Source organism: Geodermatophilus sp. SYSU D00705, assembly GCF_054050135.1.
Genome location: NZ_JBJGYT010000012.1, coordinates 19,825 through 42,099 on the forward strand (window position 1 = coordinate 19,825; position 22,275 = coordinate 42,099).

Genomic DNA, 22,275 nt, shown 5'->3' on the forward strand with positions numbered 1-22,275 from the left:
TCGCCGTGGAGTTCACCGCTCCCGCGCCACCCGCAGCGCCACGCGCACCAGGGGCCACTGGACCGGCAGCCGGACGGCGGCCAGCGCCAGCGGCACCGGCCGGTGCGGCACCACCCGGAACGTGTGCAGGTGCGCCGGGACGAAGGCGACCAGCAGCGCCGCGGCGGTCCAGCCCCCGAGCCGGCGGGTCCGCGGGACGGCCATCAGCGCCGCTGCCCCGATCTCGGCCACGCCCGTGGCGGTCACCCAGGTGTGCGCGTCGCCGAGCTCGGGCGGTACCAGCCACTCGAAGGTCCGCGGCCGCACCAGGTGCAGCACGCCCGACCCGCCCAGCGCGGCCAGCAGCACCCTCGCCCTGCCCGGGAGTCCCACCGGCCCACCGTAGGCTCGCCGTCCGTGTCCGCCCTCGACCTGGCCATCACGGCGGGCGTCGCCCTCGTCGCCGGTGTCATCAACTCCGTCGCCGGTGGCGGGTCGCTCATCCTGTTCCCCACCCTGGTGGCGCTCGGGCTGGGCACGGTGGCCGCGAACGTCACCAACTCGATCGCCCAGTGGCCCGGCTACCTCGGCGGGATGCTGGGCTTCCGCCGCGAGTACGCCGGCCAGCGCGGGCGGCTGCTGCGGTTCGGGCTGGTCGCGCTGCTCGGCGGCACGGCCGGCAGCGTGCTGCTGCTGACCACCCCCACCGAGGCCTTCGACGTCGTCGTCCCCGTGCTGGTCCTGCTGGCCAGCCTGCTGCTGGCGGTGCAGCCGCTGCTCACCCGGCGGCTGCGCGGGGCCGAGGACGGCGCCCCCCGCCGCGACCCGTGGTGGCTGCACGCGGCGCTGTTCCTGGCCACCGTCTACGGCGGGTACTTCGGCGGCGCGCTCGGGGTCATCCTCGTCGGCGTCCTCGGGGTGGGGCTGCACCGGCTCGAGCTGGCCAACGCGCTGAAGTCGGCGCTGTCGGCGGTCACCGCCACGGTCACCCTCGTCGTCTTCGGCATCTGGGGACCGGTGGACTGGCTCGTGGTCGCCGTCGCCGCCCCGGCCAGCCTGCTGGGCGGGTTCGTCGGCGCGCGGATCGCCCGGCGCATCCCGGCGACCCCGCTGCGGGTGTTCATCGTCGTCTTCGGCGTCGCCGTCTCGGGCTACCTGTTCACCCGCATCTGACCCTGTCTCCACGGGGCACGGGCGGCGTTGTGGGCGGCGTTACGGGTCTGACCCCGCTGACGCGTGTGACGGACGGGTCCACCGGCACCGCGGACACGCGCTCGCGGTGCCCCGCCGGGCGGCTCCGGCTGCCTACCGTCGGCCCATGCGCGAGAACCGACTCCCCCCGGTCCCGACCGCCCCCGAGAGCCCCGCCGCCCGGGCGCAGCGGCTGCACCTGGTCGCCGCCGCCCGCGTGGCCGCCGTCCGGCCCACCTCCGAGCAGCAGGTGTCCGACATCGTGCGGGTCACCGTCGACGACGAGGTGGACACCCGCACCTTCCGGGCGATCGTCGCCGACCTCTCCACCGCCGTCCGCAACTGACCGCCGGCCGACGAGCCCACCTCCGGTCCCCGGCCCCCTGCAGGGTCCCGCCGCGAGCCTGCGAGCGGTGGGGGGCAGGGGGTCCTTCTCCTACTCCCCGCCGCGGCCGGGCTCGCCGATCGCGATCATCGCCTCGACGGCCCGCCGGGCCCGGGCCGCGGTCCCGGGGTCGACGTCCACGGCGCCCTCCCCGGTGCGCAGCGTCTGCAGCAGCTTCTCCGGCGTGATCATCTTCATGTAGCGGCAGGCGGCGCGGTCGTTCATCGGGATGAACTGCGTGCCGCTGTTGAGCGCCCGCAGCTGGTGCAGGATGCCGACCTCGGTGGCGACCAGCACCTGCCTCGCCGACGTCCTCGCCGCCTCCTCGACCATGCCGCCGGTCGAGAGCACCCGCGTGCGCTCGGCCGGCAGGTCGCCGTGGCTGACCAGGTCCAGCACCGAGGTGGTGCAGCCGCACTCGGGGTGCACGAGGATCTCGGCGTCCGGGTGCGCGGCCACCTGCGCGCGCACGTCGGAGGGGCTGATGCCGGCGTGCACGTGGCACTCACCGGCCCAGATGTGGATGTTCTCCCGCCCGGTGACGCGCTTGACGTGCGCGCCGAGGAACTGGTCGGGGCAGAAGAGGATCTCCTTCTCGGCCGGGATGGACCGGATCACGTCGGCGGCGTTGGACGACGTGCAGCAGATGTCGGTCTCGGCCTTGACCGCCGCGGTGGTGTTCACGTAGCTGACGACGACCGCGCCGGGGTGCTGAGCCTTCCACTCGCGCAGCTGCTCGGCGGTGATCGAGTCGGCCAGGGAGCAACCGGCGGCGTGGTCGGGCAGCAGCACGGTCTTGTCCGGCGAGAGGATCTTCGCCGTCTCGGCCATGAAGTGGACGCCGCAGAAGACGATCTCGCGGGCGTCGGTCTGCGCCGCGACCCGCGACAGGTACAGGGAGTCGCCGGTGAAGTGGGCGACGTCCTGGATCTCGGGCACCTGGTAGTTGTGCGCCAGGATCACCGCGCCGCGCTCGTCGGCCAGCCGGCGCACCTCGGCCGCCCAGCTCTCGTACTCGGCGGACGACAGGGTGCGCTCGTCACCGACGACGGCGGACGTGGCGGGCGCGATGGTGGCGGTCACGGAACTCCTCGGGTGTGGGCGTGCAGCACCATGATCCACCGCACCGGTGGCCGAGTGTGGTGCGGGGCACCTCGTGCAACGCCGCTCCCCGACCGCCCCTTCCCGGCCGGGGAGCCGGCTCAGCGCAGGTGGCTCGTGTCGTTGACCAGCCGGACGGCGGAACGCCCGTCGGAGCTCCACGCGACGGTGCAGAAGGACGCCGCCTCGAGGAACACCCGGTGGACGACGTCGTCGGGCACGTCGAGGCCGGCCGCGAGCAGCAGCTTGATCGGCGTCACGTGGCTGACGACGAGCACCGTCTTCCCGGCGTGCTCGCGCAGGACCCGGGCGCGGGCCCGCCCCACCCGGACGCTGACGTCGGCCACCGACTCCCCGCCCGGGGCCGCGACCGTGACGCCCTCGGAGAACCGGCGGGTGGCCAGCGGGTGCTGGGCGCGCGCCTCGTCGGCGGTGAGCCCCTCGAGCCGGCCGAAGTCCAGCTCCACCAGGTCGTCGTCGACCTGTACCGGCAGCCCCAGCGCCCCGGCCACGATCTCCGCGGTCTCGCGCGCGCGCCGCAGGGGCGAGGAGACGACGACCTCGATGCCCAGCTCCTCGGCCCGCTTGGCGGCGGCCTGGGCCTCGGCGCGCCCGGTCGCCGACAGCGGCAGGTCGTTGCGGCCGCTGTACCGACGCTCGGGGGTGTGCTCGGTGCGGCCGTGGCGCAGCAGGTGCGTGACCGTGGTGACGGCCGGCGCGGGCGCGGCGACCGGCTGGACGTCGTCCTCGGTCGTCGCCGGCTCGGCGGCGAGGTCGCGGCGCACGGGGCGGCCGTCCATCGCGCTGTTGGCGAGGGCGTCGGCGGCACTGTTCTGCGCCCGCGGCACCCACGTGTAGCGGACGCCGCCGAGCTGCCGGGCGATCTGCTGGGCCTGCAGCGCCAGCTTCTGCATGTCGGGGTGCTTCACCTTCCAGCGACCCGACATCTGCTCCACGACGAGCTTGGAGTCCATGCGGACCTCCACCTCGGCGCTCGGGTCCAGGTCCAGGACGGCCTGCAGCCCGGCGACCAGGCCGCCGTACTCCGCGACGTTGTTGGTGGCCCGGCCGACCGACTCGGCCCGCTCGGCGAGCACCTTCCCGGTGCGCGCGTCGCGGACCAGCGCGCCGTAGCCCGCCGGACCGGGGTTGCCCCGTGAGCCGCCGTCGGCCTCGACGATGACCTCGCGGCTCACAGCCCGCTCTCCGCGGTGCGCACGAGGATCCGGCCGCAGTTGTCGCAGCGGACGACCTCGTGCGGGTCGGCGTTGCGGACGGCGGCGAGCTCGCGGCCGAACAGCTCCAGCCGGCAGCCCTGGCACTGGCGGGCCTTGAGCATCGCCGCGCCGGTGCCGCCGGTCTGGGTGCGGATCCGCTCGTACAGCGCCAGCAGGTCGGCCGGGACGGCGGCCGCGGCGGCGCTCCGGGCGGCCTCGTGCCGGGTGGTGCCCTCGGCGATGTCGGCGAGGGCGTCGTCGCGGAGCTGCTCGGCCCGCTCCCGGTCGGCCACCGCCTTCGCCCGGCCCTCCTGGGCGCGGGCCAGCGTGGCCTCGGCGGTCTCGAGCTGCTCCATGAGCTCGAGCTCCTGGTCCTCGAGGTCGGACTGGCGGCGGGCCAGCGAGTCCAGCTCGTGCTGCAGGTCGGTCATCTGCTTGGCGGCGACGCTGCCGGAGTCCAGCAGCTTCTGGTCCTTGGCCGCGCGCTGACGGACGGTGTCGACGTCGCCCTCCAGCCGCTTGACGTCGCGCTGCAGGTCGCGCACCTCGGTCTCGGCGCGCACCACCTGCTCGGCGAACTCCCGCTCGGCCTCGGCCGCGCTGTCGACCGCGGCCAGTTCCGGCAGCGTGCGCCCGCGGTGGGCCAGCTGGGACAGCGCGACGTCCTCGGCGGCGAGGACGAGCAGCTTCTGCTGGTCGAAGTGGTCGGCCTTCACCCGGCCAAACTACCGGGGCACCGCCCCGGCCACGGGGAGTCCTCCGACTACCTCCGCCCGGAGGGCTCCCCCGGCGCTCCCGGAGGCGCGGACGCCAGCGGGTCGGGCAGGTCGCGGACGGTCGGGTCCTCCCGCTCGGCGGTGTAGTCGGTCTCCGCGGTCCCGTCGACGCCGTCGTCCACCTTCGCCGCGCGCAGCGCCAGGGTGACCAGGACGGCGACGAGCAGGTTGACCAGCAGCGCGAGGATGCCGGCGTACACGCTCCACGTCGTGTCCAGGCCCAGCTTCGCCAGCGGGAACGACGACCCACCGAAGTGCTCCCGGACGATCGCGCCGTCCGGCCCCAGCCGCGGGATGTTGTAGAGCATGAGCAGACCCGCGGCCATGCCGGCCGCCCAGCCGGCGACGAGCCCGCCGCGGTGCAGCCACCGCGTGTAGAGGCCCAGCGCCACCGCGGGCAGCGTCTGCAGGATGATCACCCCGCCGATCAGCTGCAGGTCGATCGAGAACTGCGGGTCGATGAAGAGGATCGCGGCCACCGCGCCGACCTTCACCACCAGCGAGGTCACCTTGGCGACCTGGGCCTCCTGGTGCGGGGTGGCGTCCTTCTTCAGGTACTCCTTGTAGATGTTGCGGGTGAACAGGTTCGCCGCCGCGATCGACATGATGGCGGCCGGGACCAGCGCGCCGATGCCCACGGCCGCGAACGCGATGCCGGCGAACCAGCTGGGGAACATCTCCTGGAACAGCACGGGGACGACGGTGTTGCCGTCTCCGCCGATCGGCTCCACGCCCGCGGCGATGGCCATGTAGCCCAGCAGCGCGATCAGGCCGAGCGCCAGGCTGTAGGCCGGCAACGCGCTCATGTTGCGCTTGAGCACGTCGCGGCTGCTCGCGGCCAGCACGCCGGTGATGCAGTGCGGGTAGAGGAAGAGGGCGAGCGCCGAGCCCAGCGCCAGCGTCGCGTAGCCCAGCTGGCCCGACGCCGGCAGCAGCACACCGGACGTGGCGGAGAACTTCTCCTCCGCGGCGCCGAAGATCGCCTCCCAGCCCCCGAGCTCCACCGGGATGACGATCACCGCGACGATGATCGTCAGGTAGATCAGGGTGTCCTTGACGAAGGCGATCAGCGCGGGCGCCCGCAGTCCGGAGTTGTACGTGTACAGCGCCAGGATGACGAACGCGACGATCAGCGGCAGCTCGCCCTCCACCCCCATCGCCTTGAGCACGGCCTCGATCCCGACCAGCTGCAGCGCGATGTAGGGCATCGTCGCGACGATGCCCGTGATGGCCACGAGCAGCGCCATCGTCGGGGAGTCGAACCGGCTGCGCACGAAGTCGGCCGGCGTCACGAAGCCGCGCACGTGGCTGACCGACCACAGCCGGATGATCACCAGGAAGACCAGCGGGTAGATCACGACCGTGTAGGGGACGGCGAAGAAGCCCGCCGCGCCCGCGCCGAACATGAGCGCCGGGACGGCGACGAACGTGTAGGCGGTGTAGAGGTCGCCGCCCAGCAGGAACCAGGTGATCCAGGAGCCGAAACTGCGGCCGCCCAGACCCCACTCGTCGAGGTGCATGAGGCTCTCCGCGCGCCGCCACCGCGCGGCGACGAACCCCATCACGGTGACGACGAGGAAGAGGACGACGACGATGACGAGCTCGACGACGTTGACCCCGTCCACGGCTCAGCGCTCCGGGTCTCGTGCGACGGGCTCCCGCGCGGCGTCCCGCCCGGGCCTGCCCCGCCGCGTCGCCCGGTGGACGACGACCGTGGTGAGGACGCCGACGGCGACGAACGCCAGCTGGGCCCAGTAGAAGAACGGCCAGCCGAAGAGGGTCGGCTCGACGCGGTTGTAGAGCGGCACGATCAGCGGCACCACGATCGGGACCAGCAGCAGCCAGTTCCACGGGCTGCGGTCACTGCGCCGGGGCGCGACGTCCCTGGGCGGTGTCGATGCGGTCGTCATCTCCGGCCCCCTCCCCCGAGGGGTCGGCTGGCCCCTCGGCCTCAGCCGGCCGCGGCCGCGGCCGGGTCCCCGTCACCCGCGGCGTGCCACGTCCAGGGATCGGTGCGGCGCCGGGAGACGGCCACCTCCACCCGCCCGGACAGGTCGCGGTGGAGCACGTCCGCCGCGACCGGCAGCCAGGGCCACTCGGAGGCGAAGTGTGCCACGTCACACAGCGCCGGACCGCTGGTCTCGAGCGCCTCCGAGACGGGGTGGTGCCGCAGGTCGCTGGTCAGGAGGACGTCGGCACCGGCGGCGGCCGCGGCGGGGAGCAGCGAGCCCCCGCTGCCGCCGCAGACGGCGACCCTCTCGATGCGGCGGTCGGGGTCGCCGGCGGCGCGGACGCCACCCGTGGTGTACGGCAGGACGGCCCCGACGTGGGCGGCGAACCGGCGCAGCGACATCGGCTCGGCCAGCCGGCCGACGCGGCCCAGGCCCGCCCGCGGGTCGGTGGGCGTCGGCTGCAGCGGGACGGCGTCCACGAGCCCGACCGCGCCGGCGAGGGCGTCGTTGACCCCGGAGTCCGGCGCCCGGTCGGCGTTGGTGTGCGCGGCGAAGAGGCCCGCACCGGCCCGGATCAGCCGGTGCACCAGGCGGCCCTTCGGGTCGCTCGCCGGCACCCCGTGGACGGCCCCGAGGAACAGTGGGTGGTGGGTGACCAGCAGCTGCGCCCCGGTCTCGACCACCTCGTCGACGACCGCCGCCACGGGGTCGACGGCGAACAGCACCCGCTGCACCGGCTCGTCGGGGTCCCCGCAGACCAGCCCGACGGCGTCCCACTCCTCGGCGAGCGCGGGGTCGTAGCGGGCCTCCAGGGCGGCGACGACCTCCCCCAGCGTCACGGTCACGGCCGGACTGTAGGTGAGCGCCGCCCGCCTCCCCCTGTCGATCATGGGGTCGGTGCCGGCGACACGGGCCGCGCCATCGCCACCCGCCGTCCGTGCCGGTCCAGGCCGAGCGCGCGCTCGGCGTCCTGCAGCGCCCGCAGTCCCGGCCCCGGGTGCGGCAGTTCCCGCCAGCCGTGCCGGGCGTACCAGGGCGCGTTCCACGGGACGTCGGCGTAGGTGAGCAGGGTGACCCGCCGGGCGCCGGCCTCCCGGGCCGCCGCGACGGTCGCGGCCAGCAGGGCCGCCCCGATCCCCCGGCGCATCGCGCCGGGGTGCACCGACAGCTGCTCCAGGTGGACGTCGCCGTCGACCCGCTCCAGGACGGCGAACCCGAGGACCGGCCGCCCCGCGACGAGCACCCGCCAGGCCGCCGCCCGCTCCTCCACCGCGGGTGGAGGCGGCAGGTCGAGCACGCCGCGGGCGCGGAACAACCCGTCGGCGGCCAGCTCCACCGCCGCCAGCCCGGGCAGGTCGGCGGCGGTGGCGACCCGCACCGCCGGGACGTCGCTCACGGCGGCAGCCTGCCCGAGGAGCGGCGCACGCGGGCCACCGACCGGGATGGAAAGCTCGGGACCCGTGGCGGAGAGGGGCCCGCGGGCACCGGCGTGGCTCGAGGAGCTGGTGCGGACCAAGCGCCCCCCGGTGCCGTGGCGCGACGTCGTCCGGTACGCGGTCTCCATCCCCGCCCCGCTCGCGCTGGCCGTCGTCGTCGGCGGCGGTGTCCAGCCGGGGCCGGCCCTCGCGGCGGGCGTGTTCGGCACCATGGGCGCGCTCGTCACGACCCTCGCACCCCAGGCCGGGCCGCTGCGGGACCGGCTGCGCCGCATCGCCGCCGCGGTCGGCTTCGGCACCGTCGGCCTGCTGGCCGGCCAGTACGCCACCGGCGGCGGGTGGCAGCCGGTCGTCGTCATCGCGCTGCTGTCGGTCGTCGCGGCGCTGGTGAGCGGCATCAACGCGGCGCTGTCGCTGGGCGCCCTCCAGCTGCTCGTGTACACCGCGCTCTCCTCCGGTCTGGTCACGGCGCTGTCCACGGCGCAGGAGATCGGCTTCTTCCTCGCCGGGGCCGCCTGGGCGACGCTCACCGCGCTGGTCCAGGCCCGCACCGAGGTCCTCGACCCCGACCGCACCGCCGTCGCCGCCGTCTTCACCCGCATCGGCGAGCTGCTCACGGCCAGCGGCACCCCGCGGTCGGACGACGCGCGGCGGGACCTCACCACGGCGCTGAACGCCGCCTACGACCGGGTGATCCGCAGCCGCAGCCACTCCGCGGGCCGCAGCCGGGAGCTCTCCGAGCTGGCCGGGGTGCTCAACGCGGCCGCGCCGCTGGTCGAGGGGACGGTGGCCGCCGCCCGCGCCGGCGTCCCGGCCGACCCGCAGGACGTCACCGCCGTCCACGCGCTGGCCGCGACGCTCAACGGCACCCGCGACCTGCCGGCCGAGCGCCCGCCGGCCCTGGAGGACGGGTCGCCGGCCCGCCGGGCGGTGCGGCACGGCGTCCGGCTGGTGTGGAACGTCGTCGGCGACCCCGAGGAGCGGGCGGGTGCCGCCGCCCCGCGCCCCGAGGTGGACCTGCGCACCCGGCTGCGGGAGCTCGTCGACCGCACCTTCGGCAGCCGGGACACCCGCGACTTCGCCCTCCGCCTGGCGCTGTGCATGACGATCGCCGAGGTCGCCCGGCAGTACCTGCCCGTGCAGCGCCCCTACTGGGTGCTGCTGACGGTCGCGATCGTGCTCAAGCCGGACTACGGGTCGGTCTTCGGCCGGGCCGTGCAGCGCGGTGCGGGCACCCTGCTCGGCGTCCTGCTCGGCTCGGCCCTGCTGGCGGTGCTGCCCCGCAACGGCTGGGTGCTCGTGGCCATGGCGGCGGCGGCCGCCGTCCTGCCCTGGGCGCGGGCGGCGAACTTCGGCCTGTTCTCGGTCTTCCAGACGCCGGTCATCATCCTGCTGCTCGACCTCGCGCTGCCCAGCGACCCGGGCCTGGTCGGCGCCCGCCTGGTGGACACCCTCATCGGCTGCGCGATCGTGCTCGTCTTCGGCTACCTCCTCTGGCCGCAGACCTGGCGGGCCCCGCTGGACGAGGCGCTGCGCGACGCCGCGCTGGCCCTCGACGCCTTCGTCAAGGCCGCCTTCACCGGCGGTCCCGTCGAGCGGCGCCGCGCCCGCCGCCGCAACTACCGGGCCCTCACCGAGCTGCAGACCCAACTGCAGCGCCGGCTGGCCGAGCCGCCGCCGGTGAGCACCCGCGCCGCGGCGTTCTGGCCGGTGATCGTGCAGCTGGAGCGGACCTCGGACGCCGTCACCGAGGCCGTGATCTCCACCCGCCAGGGCGAGCCGGCGCCCGACCTCGCGCAGGTCGCCGTCCTCCGCCGCGCCATCCGGGAGCTGGAGGCCGACATCGAGGCCCACCGCGCGCCGGACGACGCCGAGATCCACGCCGAGGGGGTGCTGGCCCCCGTGGCCCGCGAGGTGGACGCCGCCCGCCGGCTGGTCCGCGACGCCGCCCCCGGCCGCCCTCGCCCCGGGGAGGGATGACCCGCGCGGTCCCGGTGGACGCGACCGGCGCCACCGTGGTCGGCTTGCAGCCCCCAGCGAGGACGACGAGAGGCGGGGAGCTGACCGTGGACCGCTTGAGCCCGACCGATGCCGGCTTCTACTACGCGGAGAGCGAGAACACGCCGCTGCACGTCGGGTCGGTGTCGGTGTTCGAGGGCCCGGCCCCCTCCTACGGCGACGTGGTCCGGCTGCTGCTGGCCAAGCTGCCCCTGGTCCCCCGCTACCGGCAGCGCGTGCGGGAGGTCCCCCTGCAGCTCGGCCGGCCGGTGTGGGTCGACGACCCGCACTTCCAGATCCTCTACCACGTGCGGCACACCGCCGTCCCGAGCCCGGGTGGCGACGAGCAGCTGCGCAACCTCGCCGGTCGCGTCCTCGGCCAGCGCCTGGACCTCGCCAAGCCGCTGTGGGAGCTCTACCTGGTCGAGGGCCTGGAGAACGGCCGCTGGGCGCTGATATCCAAGGTGCACCACTGCATGGTCGACGGCGTCGCCGGCACCGACCTCATGCAGCTGGTGTTCGACCTGACCCCGGACGCCACCCACGCCGAGCCCCAGGACTGGACGCCGCAGCGCACCCCGTCGAGCCTCTCGGTCGTCGCCGGCGCCGTGCAGGACGCCGTCACGCACCCGCTGCGCCAGTTCACCCGGCTGCCGGGCGCCGGCAGCCTGACGCAGGTGTCCAAGGACGCGGTCCGCGCCGGCCGCCAGCTCGCGGCCGGCCTCCCGGCGGCCGCCCGCCGCGCCGCCGGCCCCACCGCCCGGTCGCTCAACGGCCCGATCGGCCCGCACCGGCGCTGGGCGTGGACCGAGGCGCAGCTGGCCGAGCTCAGGGGCGTGCGCGCGGCGCTGGGCGGCACCGTCAACGACGTCGTCCTCGCCGGGATCACCCGTGGCTTCCGGGACCTGCTGGAGCGGCGCGGCGACCTGCGCGACGAGCTGGTGGTGCGCTCGATGGTGCCCGTGTCGGTGCGCCAGGCCGGCGAGCGCAACACCCTGGACAACCGGATCTCCGCCGTCTTCGTCGACCTGCCGGTCGGCGAGCCCGACCCGGTGGCGCGGCTGGCCTCGGTGCGCCGGCAGATGGACGACCACAAGCGCACCCTCGCGGCGGTCGACGCCCGCTCGATCATCGCGATGGGCGACTTCGTGGCGCCCACGCTGCTCTCGCTGGGCGTGCGGGCGGCGCTGGCGACCGGCCAGGTGCTCGGCCAGACGGTCACCACCAACGTGCCCGGCCCGCGTGTGCCCCTCTACGTGCTGGGCCGGCGGATGTGCTCGGCGCACGCCTACGTGCCGATCGCCGGCGGCATGCGCGTCTCGATCGGCATCTTCTCCTACCTGCAGACGATGACCTTCGGCATCAACGCCGACTTCGACGCCTTCCCCGACGTCGACGTCCTGGCCCGCGGCATCCGCCGCGGGGTCGACGAGCTGGTCGCCGCGGCCCGCGACGCCGCCGCCTCGGCCGCGACCTGACGAACGACCGGGAGAGTGGGAGATGCCCGCGCCTGACACCGACCTGACCGTCGCCGTCACCGGCCCCACCGGCACCTTCGGGGCCGGGCTGCTGCCGCTGCTGCAGGCCGACGACCGGGTCCGGCGCGTCGTCGGCATCGCCCGGCGGCCGTTCGACCCGGCCGAGTACGGCTGGACCAAGGTCGAGTACCGCCGGGCCGACGTCCGCGACGCCGCCGCGATGCGGACCGCGCTGTCCGGCGCCGACGTCGTCGTCCACCTGGCGTTCCACGTCACCGGCAACGCCCCGCGACGGACGGTGCGGTCGATCAACGTCGACGGCACGCTCACCGTCTTCCGGGCCGCGGCCGACGCCGGCGCCCGCCGGTTCGTGCACGCCTCGTCCGTCGCCGCCTACGGCTGGCACGCGGACAACCCCGAGCGGATCGGCGAGGACTGGCCGGTGCGCCCGGCCGCCCGGCTGTTCTACGCCCGGGAGAAGGCCGAGCTCGAGCACCTCCTCGACGCCGAGGCGGCCGCCACCCCGGACCTGGCGCTGTACCTGCTGCGCCCGACGGTGGTGCTCGGCCCGCACGCGGTCGGCGCCAAGCAGGTGCTGCCCGGGCCCCTGGCGCCGCTGGGCCGGCGGCTGCTCGGCCACCCCCGCCGGCTTCCGCTGCCGCTGCCCGTCCTCGTCCCCGAGCTGCCGGTGCAGTTCGTCCACGAGGAGGACGTCGGCCGCGCGCTGCAGCTGTGCGTCGTCGGCGCCGGCCCGCCCGGGGCCTACAACATCGCCGGGGACGGCGTGCTCACCGCGGTCGACGTCGTCCGCGAGCTCGGCGCGCTGCCCGTCCCCCTGCCGGCCACGCCCACCCAGCTGACCGCCCGCGCCCTGGCCCGGCTGCCGTTCCTGCCGCCGGTCGCCGAGTGGGTGGAGGCGCTGAGCCGGCCGGCGATCATGGACACCTCCCGCGCCAAGGAGCGGCTGGGGTGGCGGCCGCACTGGACCGGGCTGGAGGCGTTGCGGGCCACCCTGCGGTGATCCTCAGGCCACGCCGGGCAGCCAGTCGAGCAGGTGCCCGGCCAGCCGCTCGGGGCACTGCAGCTGCGGCACGTGCCCGACCTCGGCGAGCTCCACGTACGTCCAGTCGGGGTGCCGGCGGGCGACGTCGCGGGCCGCGGACACCGGCACCAGTCGGTCGCGGTCGCCGTGCACGAGCAGCACCGGGACGTCGACGGCCGCCATCGCCCGCCGGACCAGCCGCGGGTCGGCCAGGAGCAGCAGCAGCGACCGGGCCGCGGCGAGGAAGGCGCGGTCCATGCCGGCGACGTCCTGCCGCTCGTCGATGAGCGCGGCCGAGCGGTCGATGAGCCCCGGCGGCACCGTGGCGGGGTCGACCCCGCAGACCTCGAGCAGGTCGGTGACGCTGCCCCGCGCACCTCGCCGGCGGTGCCGCGCCGCGAGGTAGCGCTCCCCCACCCCGGGCAGGGCGTAGACGAGGAAGTCCCGGGCCACCACGGGGTCCAGCCGGCCGCGGGGGCCCGGGACGGCGGGGTCGACGAGCACCAGACCGCTCACCCGCGCCGGGGCGCGGGCGGCCTCGAGCAGCGAGATCATCCCGCCCATCGAGTTGCCGACCAGCACCACCGGAGCGCCGGTCACGTCGCGGACGAAGCGGTCGAGCACCGCCACGTTGTCCCGCACCCGCGCCGTCCGGCCGCCCGGCTCGCTGCGGCCGAAACCGGGCAGGTCGAGGGCGTACACCCGCGCGTGCGAGGTGAGCAGCGGCGCGAGCAGGTCCCAGTTGAGGTGGGAGCCGCCCAGCCCGTGCACGAGGACGACGATCGGGCCGTCGTCGCGGCCGCCGAAGTCGACGTAGTGCACCGGACCGCCCAGGTCCACGGTCAGGCTGCGCCCGGGCGCGCTCGTGTCGTCCACGCCCGTACGGTTCCACGCCCTCGACCGGCGCGCCCGGACCGGCGCGTTGTGTCACAGGCCACAGTCACACTGCCGATGTGTCCGGGTGGGGGCGTCCGGGTGTCGCGGGCCTCCCCGGGTGGTACCGGGCGGAGGGCCGATCGACACGGTCGGCCGGCGAGGAGGACGACGTGGCACGACTGCGGGGCGATGGCCCGGCCATCCCGCTGTACCTGACCGAACCCGGGCGTGCGGTCGCCGACCTGGGGCTCTACCTGGCCACCCGCCCGGCACTGGTGCCGCGGCTGCCGCACGGCGACGGCCATCCGGTGCTGGTGCTGCCCGGCCTGCTGGGCGACGACACCTCCACCCGGGTGCTGCGCTCGGTGCTGCGCCGGCTGGACTACCGCGTCCACGGCTGGCGGCTGGGCCGCAACATCGGCCCCACGGCGCGCTGCGTCCAGGGCATGCGCGACCGGGTCGACGACCTCAGCGACCGGTACGGCCGACCGGTCAGCCTCGTCGGGTGGAGCCTCGGCGGCATCTTCGCCCGCGACCTCGCCCGCCGGACGCCGGACTCGGTCCGCCAGGTGATCACCCTGGGCAGCCCCTTCCGGCTGACCCGGCACAGCCAGAGCCACGCCTCGAAGGTGTTCGACCGCTACAGCCACCTGCACGTGGAGCACCGCGTGCTGCCACTGGAGCCCGACGCCTCGCCGCTGCCGGTGCCCGCGACGTCGATCTACTCCCACCTCGACGGCATCGTCCACTGGGAGACCTGCCTGGACACCCCGGGGACGCGGTGCGAGAACATCGCCGTCCTCGCCAGCCACCTCGGGCTCGGCCACCACCCGGCGGCCCTCTGGGCCATCGCCGACCGGCTGGCGCAGCCGGAGGGCACCTGGGCGCCGTTCCGCCCGCCGCTGGTGCTCCGCCCGGCCTTCCCCCGGCCCGACGTACCCGCCACCGCGCAGCAGCGGCCGGCCGCCGCGGCCTGAGGCCTGCGTCCTGCCCCCGCCGCACGCAGCGGCGGGGGCAGGACACCGCGGTCAGGCCTCCCGCTGGTCGAGGAAGCCGAGGACGAGGTCCCGGGTCCTCTCCGGCTGCTCCAGGTGCGGCAGGTGACCGGCGTCCTGCACGAGCTCCAGGCGCGCGTCCCGCATGCGGGAGGTGAACTCCTCGGCGTACACGGGGTCGACGAGCTTGTCCTGCGCGCCCCAGACCAGCAGCGTCGGTGCGGAGACCCGGTGGATGCGCCGGCTCAGGCCCTTGTCGGGCAGCGGCCAGATGAAGTGCAGGATGCTGGCCATCCGCATGGCGGCCTCGAACAGCGCCTGGGGATCGTCGGCCGGCGGGGTCAGCATGCCGGCCAGCGGGCTGGACGCGTCGGCCAGGCACACCCCGGGCAGCGCCTCCGGCGGGATCCCGGCGATGTCGGGGATCGGCTTGTCCTCCCGCCAGAACCCGATCGGCGCGATCAGCACCATCCGGGAGACGCGCCGCGGGCTGTTGGCCGCCAGCTCGGCGGCGACCATCCCGCCGAACGAGTGGCCGACGACCTGCACCTGGTCCAGTCCGAGGGAGTCCAGCAGGGTGTCGTAGAACAGCACCAGTTCCCAGATGCCGGGCAGGTGCTTCGCCAGCGCCTCGGTGTCGTTGGCCCCGGGGTGCTCGACGGCGTAGACGGTGTGGCCGGCCGCGAGCGCCTCGAGCAGCGGGTCCCAGACCAGGCCGCCGGCGCCGTGGAGGAACACGACCGGGTCGCCGGTCCCGGCGACGAGGACGCGGGCCTGCATCGGACCGACCTCGACGATGCGCTCGTCGACCTGCGCGGGTGCGGTGGTGGTCATCGGTCTCCTCCTCAGGCCTGGGCGCCGGCGGGCTCGGTGACGGCTCGGACGGCGGCCCCCGACGGCCACCACTCGTGGGTCCAGCCCTCGGCGTCCCACACGGTGCGGATCCGGGGCATGACCTCCTCGGCGAAGAGGGTGATGTTCTTCTTCGTCAGCTCGTGCGGCATCGAGCCGATCTGCAGCAGCGCGTGCAGGTTGCCGACGCGCAGGCTCTTCGCCACCTCGATGAGCCGGTCGGCGACCGTGGTCGGGCTGCCGGCGATGATGAAGCCCTCCTCGTTGAGGGTCTTCCAGTTCTTCTCCAGTGCGGCGGCCGCGGCGATGGCGCCGGGCTGGTTGGTCTTGATGGCGAACTCGGTGCTCTTGCGGGTGCGGTAGCCCGGCGCCTCGAAGAAGTACGGCGGGATGTGCAGGCACTTGTTGAAGAAGTACGAGACGTGCTCGAGGTACTCCTTCTCCGCGCGCTCGTCGGTCTCCGAGACGCAGATCTGCTGCGCGAAGCCGGCACGGAAGGGGTTCCGGTCGACCCCCATCTCGTCCATCTTCGCCCAGAAGCCGTCCATCAGCTTCTTGCCGAACTTGGCGCCGAAGAACGACAGGTAGCTGTACGTGTAGTTCTTGTTGGCCGCCAGCTCCCAGGTCTCGACCGACCCGCCGCCGGCCAGCCACACCGGCGGGTGCGGCTTCTGCAGCGGCTGCGGCCACGGGTTGACGTAGCGCAGCTGGTTGTACTGACCGTTGAAGGAGAACGGCCCCTGCTTGGTCCAGGCCTGGATGATCAGCTCCTCGGCCTCCCGGAACCGCGGCCGGGTCTGCGTCGGCGGCACCCCGTAGCAGAAGTTCACGTCCATCGACGTGCCGACCGGGAAGCCCGCCGCCAGGCGCCCGTTGGACAGGACGTCGAGCATCGCCATCTCCTCGGCGACGCGGGTCGCCGGGGAGTACAGGGCCAGCGTGTTGCCGAGCACCATGATCGCGCTGTTGTTCGGCGTCCGGCGGGCCAGCGAGGCGGCCATGATGTTCGGCGAGGCCATGAAGCCGTAGCCGTTCTGGTGGTGCTCGTTCACGCCCACCCCGTCGAAGCCGAGCCGGTCGGCCAGCTCCAGCTCGTCGAGGTTCCACTGGTAGTACTGCGCGACCTTCTCGGGGTCGCACAGCTCGGTGTTGGGCGGGGTGATCCAGATGCTCTCGTAACGCTGCTCGAAGTCCGCCGGGAGATCCCGGTAGGGCATCAGGTGGAAGAAGATCGACTTCATGGCCATCCCTTGGCTGAGTCGGCGCGCGCGGATCGGTGCGGGTGTTCCGAGAACGGTGTGACTCGGGTCACACCACCGGCACCCCAGCACTGATCGTCGCGCCGTGTCAACGGCCGCAGGCGGATGGCCACCGCCCGGGCGGGCGGCGCGGCGCGAGGACGCGCGGCCGCGGCACGGCGGGACCGGCACGGAGGGGATGGGGCGGGATGGGTGGGCGCGGCCGGGATCGAACCGGCGACCGCTCGCTTGTAAGGCGAGAGCTCTCCCGCTGAGCTACGCGCCCCGCGCGCCCAGGGTAAGGGCCCCGGGCGCCGGGTCGGGGGGAGGACCGGGACGCGCCCGGCCCTCCCCGACCGCTCAGGCGGCGATCTTCGCCACCGCGTCCTTCCAGCCGGACTGCTCGCGGGCGTCACCGGGGGCGTTGACCTCGGCGAAGGCGATCTTCCCCTCGGCGTCGACGAGGAAGGTGCCGCGCACCGCCATGCCGGCCTTGTCGTTGAACACGCCGTAGGCCTGGGCCACCTCGCCGTGCGGCCAGAAGTCGCTCAGCAGCGGGAAGTCCAGGCTCTCCTGGGCCTTGAACGCCTTGAGGCTGAACACGGGGTCGGTGCTGATCGCGAGCACCGTGACGCCGGCGTCGGTGTAGGTGGTGAGCTCGTCCCGCAGCTGGCACAGCTCACCGGTGCAGATGCCGGAGAAGGCGAAGGGGTAGAAGACCAGCAGCACGGGCGTGCCCCGCAGCTCGCTCAGGGAGACGACCTGCTTGTCCTGGTCGGGGAGGCTGAACTCGGGCGCGACGTCGCCGACGGAGAGGCTCATGGGCCGATCGTGCCCCACCCGGCCACCGGAACCGGCCTGGGGCCTCCTTCAGCGGCGGCTGCGGGCGGTCTTGGGGGTGACCAGGCGGATGCCCGACCAGTCCTTGGCCGCGGAGATGCTGCTGGTCTGGGACAGGCCGGCGGTCGGTGCCACCTCGGTGACGTCGCCGGGCTCGACGTGGCCCGGCCGCCCGGACTTCGGCACCAGCAGCCAGACGACGCCGTCGTCGGCCAGGGAGGTGATCGCGTCGGTCAGGGCGTCGAACAGGTCGCCGTCGTCCTCGCGCCACCAGAGGACCACCACGTCGGCCACCTCGTCGGTGTCCTCGTCGACCATCTCGCCACCGGAGACCTCGACGATCGAGTCGCGCAGGTCCTCGTCGGCGTCCTCGTCCCAGCCGAGCTCCTGCACGACCATGCCCGGCTTGATGCCCAGCCGGGCCGCCATGCTGGCGCTGCCCGAGTCGACGCTCATCCCTGCTGATCCTCCATGGGTTCCGATGCTGCTGACCGGTGGGCACGATCGTGCACCGTCCGGCAGCGGGTTGCTGGGCGAGGACTCACGGGCACGGACCCGTGCCGCACGCGCGGCGGCTGGGACGGACGCCGCCGGGGCCGGACACGACCAGCGGGAACGTTCCCCGCAGCCTGGTCATGTCACCCCTCTCCGTCCGCACCGGTGCCCGCACCTCCGTGGTCGAGGCGCCCCGTCCGGCCGGGGGTCCCGGTCGGACGTTGGCGGAAGCGTAGGGCATGCCTGGTCAGGTGCAACCTCTCGCGGAACGGCACCGCGCCGCCGCGCCGTCCCGACACGTGGGCGGCCGGGTGACGCCGGACGGGCCCGCGGGGGACGATGTGCGCATGAGCGCACCGCAGCAGTCGGACGGGGACCCCGCCCGCGATGCAGGTAAGGCCCGCGCGGTCATCACCAACGGGCTCCCCAGTCAGCTGGTCGACATCGACCCGGACGAGACCCAGGAGTGGCTGGAGTCCCTGGACGGCGTCGTCGAGCACGCCGGCCGCGGCCGGGCCCGCTACCTGATGCTCCGCATGCTGGAACGCAGCCGGGAGCAGCAGGTCGGCGTGCCTTCCCTGCGCAGCACCGACTACATCAACACCATCCCGCCCGAGCGTGAGCCGTGGTTCCCCGGCGACGAGCACGTCGAGCGGCGCATCCGGGCCTACATCCGGTGGAACGCCGCGATCATGGTCCACCGCGCCCAGCGGCCGGGGATCGCCGTCGGCGGCCACATCTCGTCCTACGCCTCGTCGGCCTCGCTGTACGAGGTCGGGTTCAACCACTTCTTCCGCGGCAAGGACCACCCCGGCGGCGGCGACCAGATCTGGTTCCAGGGGCACGCCTCCCCCGGCATCTACGCCCGCGCCTTCCTCGAGGGCCGCCTCGGCGAGCAGCAGATGGACGGCTTCCGCCAGGAGGTCAGCCACCCCGGCGGCGGGCTGTCGAGCTACCCGCACCCGCGGCTGATGCCGGAGTTCTGGGAGTTCCCGACCGTCTCCATGGGCCTGGGCCCGATCAACGCGATCTACCAGGCGCGGTTCAACCGCTACCTGCACTCCCGCGGCGTCAAGGACACCTCCGACCAGCACGTGTGGGCGTTCCTCGGCGACGGCGAGATGGACGAGCCGGAGTCCCTCGGCGCGATCGGCCTGGCCGCCCGCGAGGAGCTGGACAACCTCACCTTCGTCGTCAACTGCAACCTGCAGCGGCTCGACGGCCCGGTGCGCGGCAACGGCAAGGTCATCCAGGAGCTCGAGTCCTTCTTCCGCGGCGCCGGCTGGAACGTCATCAAGGTGATCTGGGGCCGGGAGTGGGACCCGCTGCTGGCCGCCGACCGCGACGGCGCGCTGGTGAACCTGATGAACACCACGCCCGACGGTGACTACCAGACCTACAAGGCTGAGGACGGCGCGTTCGTCCGCGAGCACTTCTTCGGGCGCGACCCGCGCACCCGCAAGATGGTCGAGGGGATGAGCGACAAGGAGATCTGGGCGCTCTCCCGCGGCGGCCACGACTACCGCAAGCTCTACGCCGCCTACAAGGCCGCCGTGGAGCACAAGGGCCAGCCGACGGTCATCCTCGCGAAGACCATCAAGGGCTGGACGCTGGGCAGCCACTTCGAGGGCCGCAACTCGACCCACCAGATGAAGAAGCTGACCGCCGAGGACCTCGCCGCGTTCCGCGACCGGCTCTACCTGCCGATCCCCGACGAGGCGCTGGACAAGACGCTGCCGCCGTACTACAAGCCCGCGCCGGACTCCGACGAGATGCAGTACATGCTCGAGCGGCGTCGGCAGCTGGGCGGGGCGGTCCCGCGCCGCCGGTCGGAGTTCAAGACGCTCAAGGCGCCGGAGGACAAGTCCTTCGACGTCCTCCGGCGTGGTTCCGGCAAGCAGGAGGTGGCGACGACGATGGCGTTCGTCCGCCTGCTCAAGGAGCTGCTCAAGGACCCCGAGCTCGGTCCGCGGTTCGTGCCGGTCATCCCCGACGAGGCCCGCACCTTCGGCATGGACGCGATGTTCCCGTCGCAGAAGATCTACTCGCCGCACGGGCAGCGCTACACGTCGGTCGACCGCGAGCTGATCCTCGCCTACAAGGAGTCCGAGCAGGGCCAGATCCTGCACGAGGGCATCAACGAGGCCGGCTCCGCGGCGTCGTTCACCGCTGTCGGCACGTCGTACGCCACGCACGGCGAGCCGATGATCCCGATCTACATCTTCTACTCGATGTTCGGGTTCCAGCGGACCGGCGACGCCTTCTGGGCCGCCGCCGACCAGATGGCCCGCGGCTTCCTGCTCGGGGCCACCGCCGGCCGGACGACGCTCAACGGCGAGGGCCTGCAGCACGAGGACGGCCACTCGCTGCTGCTGGCGCACACCAACCCCGGCGTCGTCTGCTACGACCCGGCGTTCTCCTTCGAGCTGGGTCACATCACCAAGGACGCCCTGCGCCGGATGTACGGCGAGGACCCGGGCGCCCCGCTCGGTGGCTCCCGCTCGCCGGACGTCATGTACTACCTGACGGTCTACAACGAGCCCTACAACCAGCCGGCCGAGCCGGAGGGCCTCGACGTCCAGGGCGTGCTGGCCGGCATGTACCGCTACGCCCCCGGCCGGGGTGACGGTCCCAAGGCGCAGGTGCTGGCCTCGGGGGTCGCGGTGCCGTGGGCGCTGCGCGCGCAGGAGCTGCTGGCCGACGACTGGGGCGTCTCGGCCGACGTGTGGTCGGTGACGTCGTGGACGGAGCTGCGCCGGCAGGCCGACGCGGCCGACGAGCACAACCTGCTCCACCCGGAGGAGGAGGCGCAGGTCCCCTACGTCACGCAGCAGCTGCAGGACGCGCCCGGCCCGGTCGTGGCCGTGTCGGACTGGATGCGGGCGGTGCCGGACCTGATCGCGCCGTACGTGCCCGGCGGGATGGCGACGCTGGGCACCGACGGGTTCGGCCTGTCCGACACCCGCCCGGCGCTGCGGCGGTACTTCCACGTGGACGCCGAGTCGATCGTCGTGCGCACCCTCGGCGAGCTGGCCAAGCGCGGCGAGGTCGACCGCGGCGTGGTCCGGCAGGCGGTGGAGAAGTACCAGATCCGCGACGTGCAGGCCGCGCCGGAGGACACCACCACCACTCCGGAGCAGCAGCCCAGCGCCTGAGCGGCAGGGGCCGGCGGCCCGTCTCCCCTCGGGGAGGCGGGCCGTCCGGCGTTCAGGCCAGCGCCGCCAGGGCCATCCCGGCGTGGAGGGCGGCGCCGTCGGGGAGCACCGCCTCGTCGAACACGACGAGGTTGGAGTGGTTGCCGGCCGCCGACGCAGGGTCCGTCCCCGGGGGGCAGGCGCCGAGGAAGGCCATCGCGCCGGGCACGTGCTGGAGCACGTAGGCGAAGTCCTCCGCGCCCATGAGCGGCTCGCGCGCGACGACGCAGCGCTCGGCCCCGAACAGCGCCGCCGCGGTGGCGAGGACCGACTCGGCCGCGTGCGGGTCGTTGACCGTCACCGGGTAGCCCTCGCGGTGCTCGAACTCCACCGTCAGCTCGTGCGCCGCGGCCACGTGCCGGGCCACGCGCTGCACCCCGGCGACCATGTCGGCCCGCCGCTCCGCCGACAGGGTGCGGATGGTGCCCTCCAGGAACGCCGTGTCGGGGATGACGTTGTCGGTGGAGCCGGCGGTGAGGTGCGCGACGGTCAGCACGGCCGGGTCGAACACCGGCGCGCGACGGGTCACCGTCGACTGCAGCGCGAGCACGATCTCCGCGGCCACCGGCACCGGGTCGGCCGCCGCGTGCGGCATCGAGGCGTGCCCGCCGCGCCCGTGCACGGTCACCATCCAGTGGTCGGCGGCGGCCATCATCGGCCCGGGCCGCACGCTCACCACGCCGCTGGGCTGGGTGGAGAAGACGTGCAGCGCGAACGCCCCGCGCACCGGCGCCTCCGGGACGACGTCGAGCAGCCCCTCCTCGAGCATGTACCGGGCGCCGTGGAAGCCCTCCTCACCCGGCTGCAGCATGAGCACGACCTGCCCCGCCAGCTCGTCGCGGCGTTCGGCGAGCAGGCGGGCGGCGCCGAGCAGCATCGCCACGTGCAGGTCGTGGCCGCAGGCGTGCATCGCGCCGGGGACCTCTGAGGCGAAGGGCAGCCCGGTGTCCTCGTGCACCGGCAGGCCGTCCATGTCGGCCCGCAGCAGGTAGGTGGGCCCGGGGCGGGCGCCCCGCAGGACGCCGACGACCGAGCTGGTCGACTTCCCGACGGTCACCTCCACCGGCAGGCTCGCCAGCTCCTCGAGCACGGTGGCCTGGGTGCGCGGCAGGTGCAGCCCGATCTCGGGGTGACGGTGCAGCCGGCGGCGCAGGTCCACGGTCCGGTCGGCGTCGGCGCGCGCCGCGGCGAGGACGTCGGCGGGAGAGGTCGGCATGCCCCCACTGTCCA

The 22,275-nt window shown here is 74.3% G+C and carries 21 protein-coding genes and 1 tRNA gene; 7 read left to right on the forward strand and 15 right to left on the reverse strand.

The features are described from left to right. Nucleotides 1–12 precede the first annotated feature (12 nt). Nucleotides 13–372 carry a DoxX family protein gene (locus ACI78Q_RS11670; RefSeq protein ID WP_456923535.1) on the reverse strand — a complete coding sequence of 120 codons (360 nt, stop codon included), beginning with the start codon at nucleotides 370–372 and terminating at the stop codon, nucleotides 13–15. Nucleotides 373–396: 24 nt separating this feature from the next. Here ACI78Q_RS11670 and ACI78Q_RS11675 point away from each other — a divergent pair, with 24 nt between their 5' ends. Together ACI78Q_RS11675 and ACI78Q_RS11680 are read left to right on the forward strand one after the other, a co-directional pair. Further along, complete coding sequence (locus tag ACI78Q_RS11675; RefSeq protein WP_456923536.1) at nucleotides 397–1,152, forward strand: sulfite exporter TauE/SafE family protein; 756 nt, start codon at nucleotides 397–399, stop codon at nucleotides 1,150–1,152. Nucleotides 1,153–1,297: 145 nt separating this feature from the next. Further along, entirely contained in the window at nucleotides 1,298–1,516 is a 219-nt protein-coding gene (locus tag ACI78Q_RS11680) for a hypothetical protein (protein WP_456923537.1), read from the forward strand. A 90-nt stretch (nucleotides 1,517–1,606) separates the two neighbouring features. Here the strand turns inward: ACI78Q_RS11680 and nadA are convergent, their stop codons facing one another. The 7 genes from nadA to ACI78Q_RS11715 form a co-directional block, all read right to left on the reverse strand. Then, nucleotides 1,607–2,638, reverse strand: a complete 1,032-nt coding sequence (nadA, locus tag ACI78Q_RS11685) for a quinolinate synthase NadA (RefSeq protein WP_456923538.1) — start codon at nucleotides 2,636–2,638, stop codon at nucleotides 1,607–1,609. A 119-nt stretch (nucleotides 2,639–2,757) separates the two neighbouring features. Then, the gene (locus tag ACI78Q_RS11690; protein WP_456923539.1) at nucleotides 2,758–3,852 is read right to left on the reverse strand and encodes a bifunctional RNase H/acid phosphatase; all 1,095 of its coding nucleotides are present in this window, start codon (nucleotides 3,850–3,852) and stop codon (nucleotides 2,758–2,760) included. Then, complete coding sequence (locus tag ACI78Q_RS11695) at nucleotides 3,849–4,589, reverse strand: zinc ribbon domain-containing protein (RefSeq protein ID WP_456923540.1); 741 nt, start codon at nucleotides 4,587–4,589, stop codon at nucleotides 3,849–3,851. Before ACI78Q_RS11695 ends, ACI78Q_RS11690 begins: the two co-directional genes overlap by 4 nt. Before the next feature lie 47 nt (nucleotides 4,590–4,636). Next, nucleotides 4,637–6,274 carry a monocarboxylate uptake permease MctP gene (mctP, locus tag ACI78Q_RS11700; protein WP_456923541.1) on the reverse strand — a complete coding sequence of 546 codons (1,638 nt, stop codon included), beginning with the start codon at nucleotides 6,272–6,274 and terminating at the stop codon, nucleotides 4,637–4,639. Between the two features lie 3 nt (nucleotides 6,275–6,277). Further along, complete coding sequence (locus ACI78Q_RS11705) at nucleotides 6,278–6,559, reverse strand: DUF3311 domain-containing protein (protein ID WP_456923542.1); 282 nt, start codon at nucleotides 6,557–6,559, stop codon at nucleotides 6,278–6,280. Between the two features lie 41 nt (nucleotides 6,560–6,600). After that, a complete protein-coding gene (locus ACI78Q_RS11710) occupies nucleotides 6,601–7,446 on the reverse strand; it encodes a Nif3-like dinuclear metal center hexameric protein (protein WP_456923543.1) in 846 nt (281 codons plus the stop codon). A 41-nt stretch (nucleotides 7,447–7,487) separates the two neighbouring features. Further along, entirely contained in the window at nucleotides 7,488–7,997 is a 510-nt protein-coding gene (locus ACI78Q_RS11715) for a GNAT family N-acetyltransferase (RefSeq protein WP_456923544.1), read from the reverse strand. Nucleotides 7,998–8,106: 109 nt separating this feature from the next. Between ACI78Q_RS11715 and ACI78Q_RS11720 the strand changes: the two genes are divergently transcribed. The 3 genes from ACI78Q_RS11720 to ACI78Q_RS11730 all read left to right on the forward strand — a co-directional run bounded on the left by ACI78Q_RS11720 (nucleotide 8,107) and on the right by ACI78Q_RS11730 (nucleotide 12,534). Further along, the gene (locus tag ACI78Q_RS11720; protein WP_456923545.1) at nucleotides 8,107–10,017 is read left to right on the forward strand and encodes an FUSC family protein; all 1,911 of its coding nucleotides are present in this window, start codon (nucleotides 8,107–8,109) and stop codon (nucleotides 10,015–10,017) included. Between the two features lie 86 nt (nucleotides 10,018–10,103). Beyond that, a complete protein-coding gene (locus ACI78Q_RS11725; protein ID WP_456923546.1) occupies nucleotides 10,104–11,513 on the forward strand; it encodes a WS/DGAT/MGAT family O-acyltransferase in 1,410 nt (469 codons plus the stop codon). 22 nt (nucleotides 11,514–11,535) lie between these two features. Further along, entirely contained in the window at nucleotides 11,536–12,534 is a 999-nt protein-coding gene (locus ACI78Q_RS11730) for an NAD-dependent epimerase/dehydratase family protein (RefSeq protein ID WP_456923547.1), read from the forward strand. A 3-nt stretch (nucleotides 12,535–12,537) separates the two neighbouring features. Here the strand turns inward: ACI78Q_RS11730 and ACI78Q_RS11735 are convergent, their stop codons facing one another. Next, nucleotides 12,538–13,431, reverse strand: coding sequence for an alpha/beta fold hydrolase (locus ACI78Q_RS11735; protein ID WP_456923548.1), 894 nt, complete (start codon nucleotides 13,429–13,431; stop codon nucleotides 12,538–12,540). Between the two features lie 170 nt (nucleotides 13,432–13,601). Here ACI78Q_RS11735 and ACI78Q_RS11740 point away from each other — a divergent pair, with 170 nt between their 5' ends. Beyond that, on the forward strand, nucleotides 13,602–14,408 hold the full coding sequence (locus ACI78Q_RS11740; protein WP_456923549.1) for an esterase/lipase family protein: 807 nt from the start codon (nucleotides 13,602–13,604) through the stop codon (nucleotides 14,406–14,408). A gap of 51 nt (nucleotides 14,409–14,459) precedes the next feature. Here the strand turns inward: ACI78Q_RS11740 and ACI78Q_RS11745 are convergent, their stop codons facing one another. The 5 genes from ACI78Q_RS11745 to ACI78Q_RS11765 form a co-directional block, all read right to left on the reverse strand. Beyond that, on the reverse strand, nucleotides 14,460–15,260 hold the full coding sequence (locus ACI78Q_RS11745; RefSeq protein ID WP_456923550.1) for an alpha/beta fold hydrolase: 801 nt from the start codon (nucleotides 15,258–15,260) through the stop codon (nucleotides 14,460–14,462). Nucleotides 15,261–15,271: 11 nt separating this feature from the next. Beyond that, nucleotides 15,272–16,519, reverse strand: coding sequence for an LLM class flavin-dependent oxidoreductase (locus tag ACI78Q_RS11750; protein ID WP_456923551.1), 1,248 nt, complete (start codon nucleotides 16,517–16,519; stop codon nucleotides 15,272–15,274). A 211-nt stretch (nucleotides 16,520–16,730) separates the two neighbouring features. Then, nucleotides 16,731–16,802 (reverse strand) — tRNA-Val (locus tag ACI78Q_RS11755). 74 nt (nucleotides 16,803–16,876) lie between these two features. Next, nucleotides 16,877–17,338 carry a peroxiredoxin gene (locus tag ACI78Q_RS11760; protein WP_456923552.1) on the reverse strand — a complete coding sequence of 154 codons (462 nt, stop codon included), beginning with the start codon at nucleotides 17,336–17,338 and terminating at the stop codon, nucleotides 16,877–16,879. A 48-nt stretch (nucleotides 17,339–17,386) separates the two neighbouring features. Continuing rightward, on the reverse strand, nucleotides 17,387–17,812 hold the full coding sequence (locus ACI78Q_RS11765) for a DUF3052 domain-containing protein (protein WP_097204297.1): 426 nt from the start codon (nucleotides 17,810–17,812) through the stop codon (nucleotides 17,387–17,389). A gap of 386 nt (nucleotides 17,813–18,198) precedes the next feature. Between ACI78Q_RS11765 and aceE the strand changes: the two genes are divergently transcribed. After that, the gene (gene aceE, locus ACI78Q_RS11770; RefSeq protein ID WP_456923553.1) at nucleotides 18,199–21,006 is read left to right on the forward strand and encodes a pyruvate dehydrogenase (acetyl-transferring), homodimeric type; all 2,808 of its coding nucleotides are present in this window, start codon (nucleotides 18,199–18,201) and stop codon (nucleotides 21,004–21,006) included. A gap of 52 nt (nucleotides 21,007–21,058) precedes the next feature. Here aceE and ACI78Q_RS11775 read toward each other — a convergent pair whose 3' ends face one another. Continuing rightward, nucleotides 21,059–22,261: a M20 metallopeptidase family protein gene (locus tag ACI78Q_RS11775; RefSeq protein WP_456923554.1), complete on the reverse strand. Its 1,203-nt coding sequence runs from the start codon at nucleotides 22,259–22,261 to the stop codon at nucleotides 21,059–21,061. Nucleotides 22,262–22,275 lie beyond the last annotated feature (14 nt).

What these genes read in the sequence shown, in the direction of transcription:
- ACI78Q_RS11680 (WP_456923537.1), top strand. Translation starts at nt 1,298, where the DNA reads ATGCGCGAGAACCGACTCCCCCCGGTCCCGACCGCCCCCGAGAGCCCC.
- ACI78Q_RS11705 (WP_456923542.1), bottom strand. Translation starts at nt 6,559, where the DNA reads ATGACGACCGCATCGACACCGCCCAGGGACGTCGCGCCCCGGCGCAGT.
- ACI78Q_RS11730 (WP_456923547.1), top strand. Translation starts at nt 11,536, where the DNA reads ATGCCCGCGCCTGACACCGACCTGACCGTCGCCGTCACCGGCCCCACC.
- ACI78Q_RS11745 (WP_456923550.1), bottom strand. Translation starts at nt 15,260, where the DNA reads ATGACCACCACCGCACCCGCGCAGGTCGACGAGCGCATCGTCGAGGTC.
- ACI78Q_RS11750 (WP_456923551.1), bottom strand. Translation starts at nt 16,519, where the DNA reads ATGAAGTCGATCTTCTTCCACCTGATGCCCTACCGGGATCTCCCGGCG.
- ACI78Q_RS11760 (WP_456923552.1), bottom strand. Translation starts at nt 17,338, where the DNA reads ATGAGCCTCTCCGTCGGCGACGTCGCGCCCGAGTTCAGCCTCCCCGAC.
- ACI78Q_RS11765 (WP_097204297.1), bottom strand. Translation starts at nt 17,812, where the DNA reads ATGAGCGTCGACTCGGGCAGCGCCAGCATGGCGGCCCGGCTGGGCATC.
- aceE (WP_456923553.1), top strand. Translation starts at nt 18,199, where the DNA reads ATGAGCGCACCGCAGCAGTCGGACGGGGACCCCGCCCGCGATGCAGGT.
- ACI78Q_RS11775 (WP_456923554.1), bottom strand. Translation starts at nt 22,261, where the DNA reads ATGCCGACCTCTCCCGCCGACGTCCTCGCCGCGGCGCGCGCCGACGCC.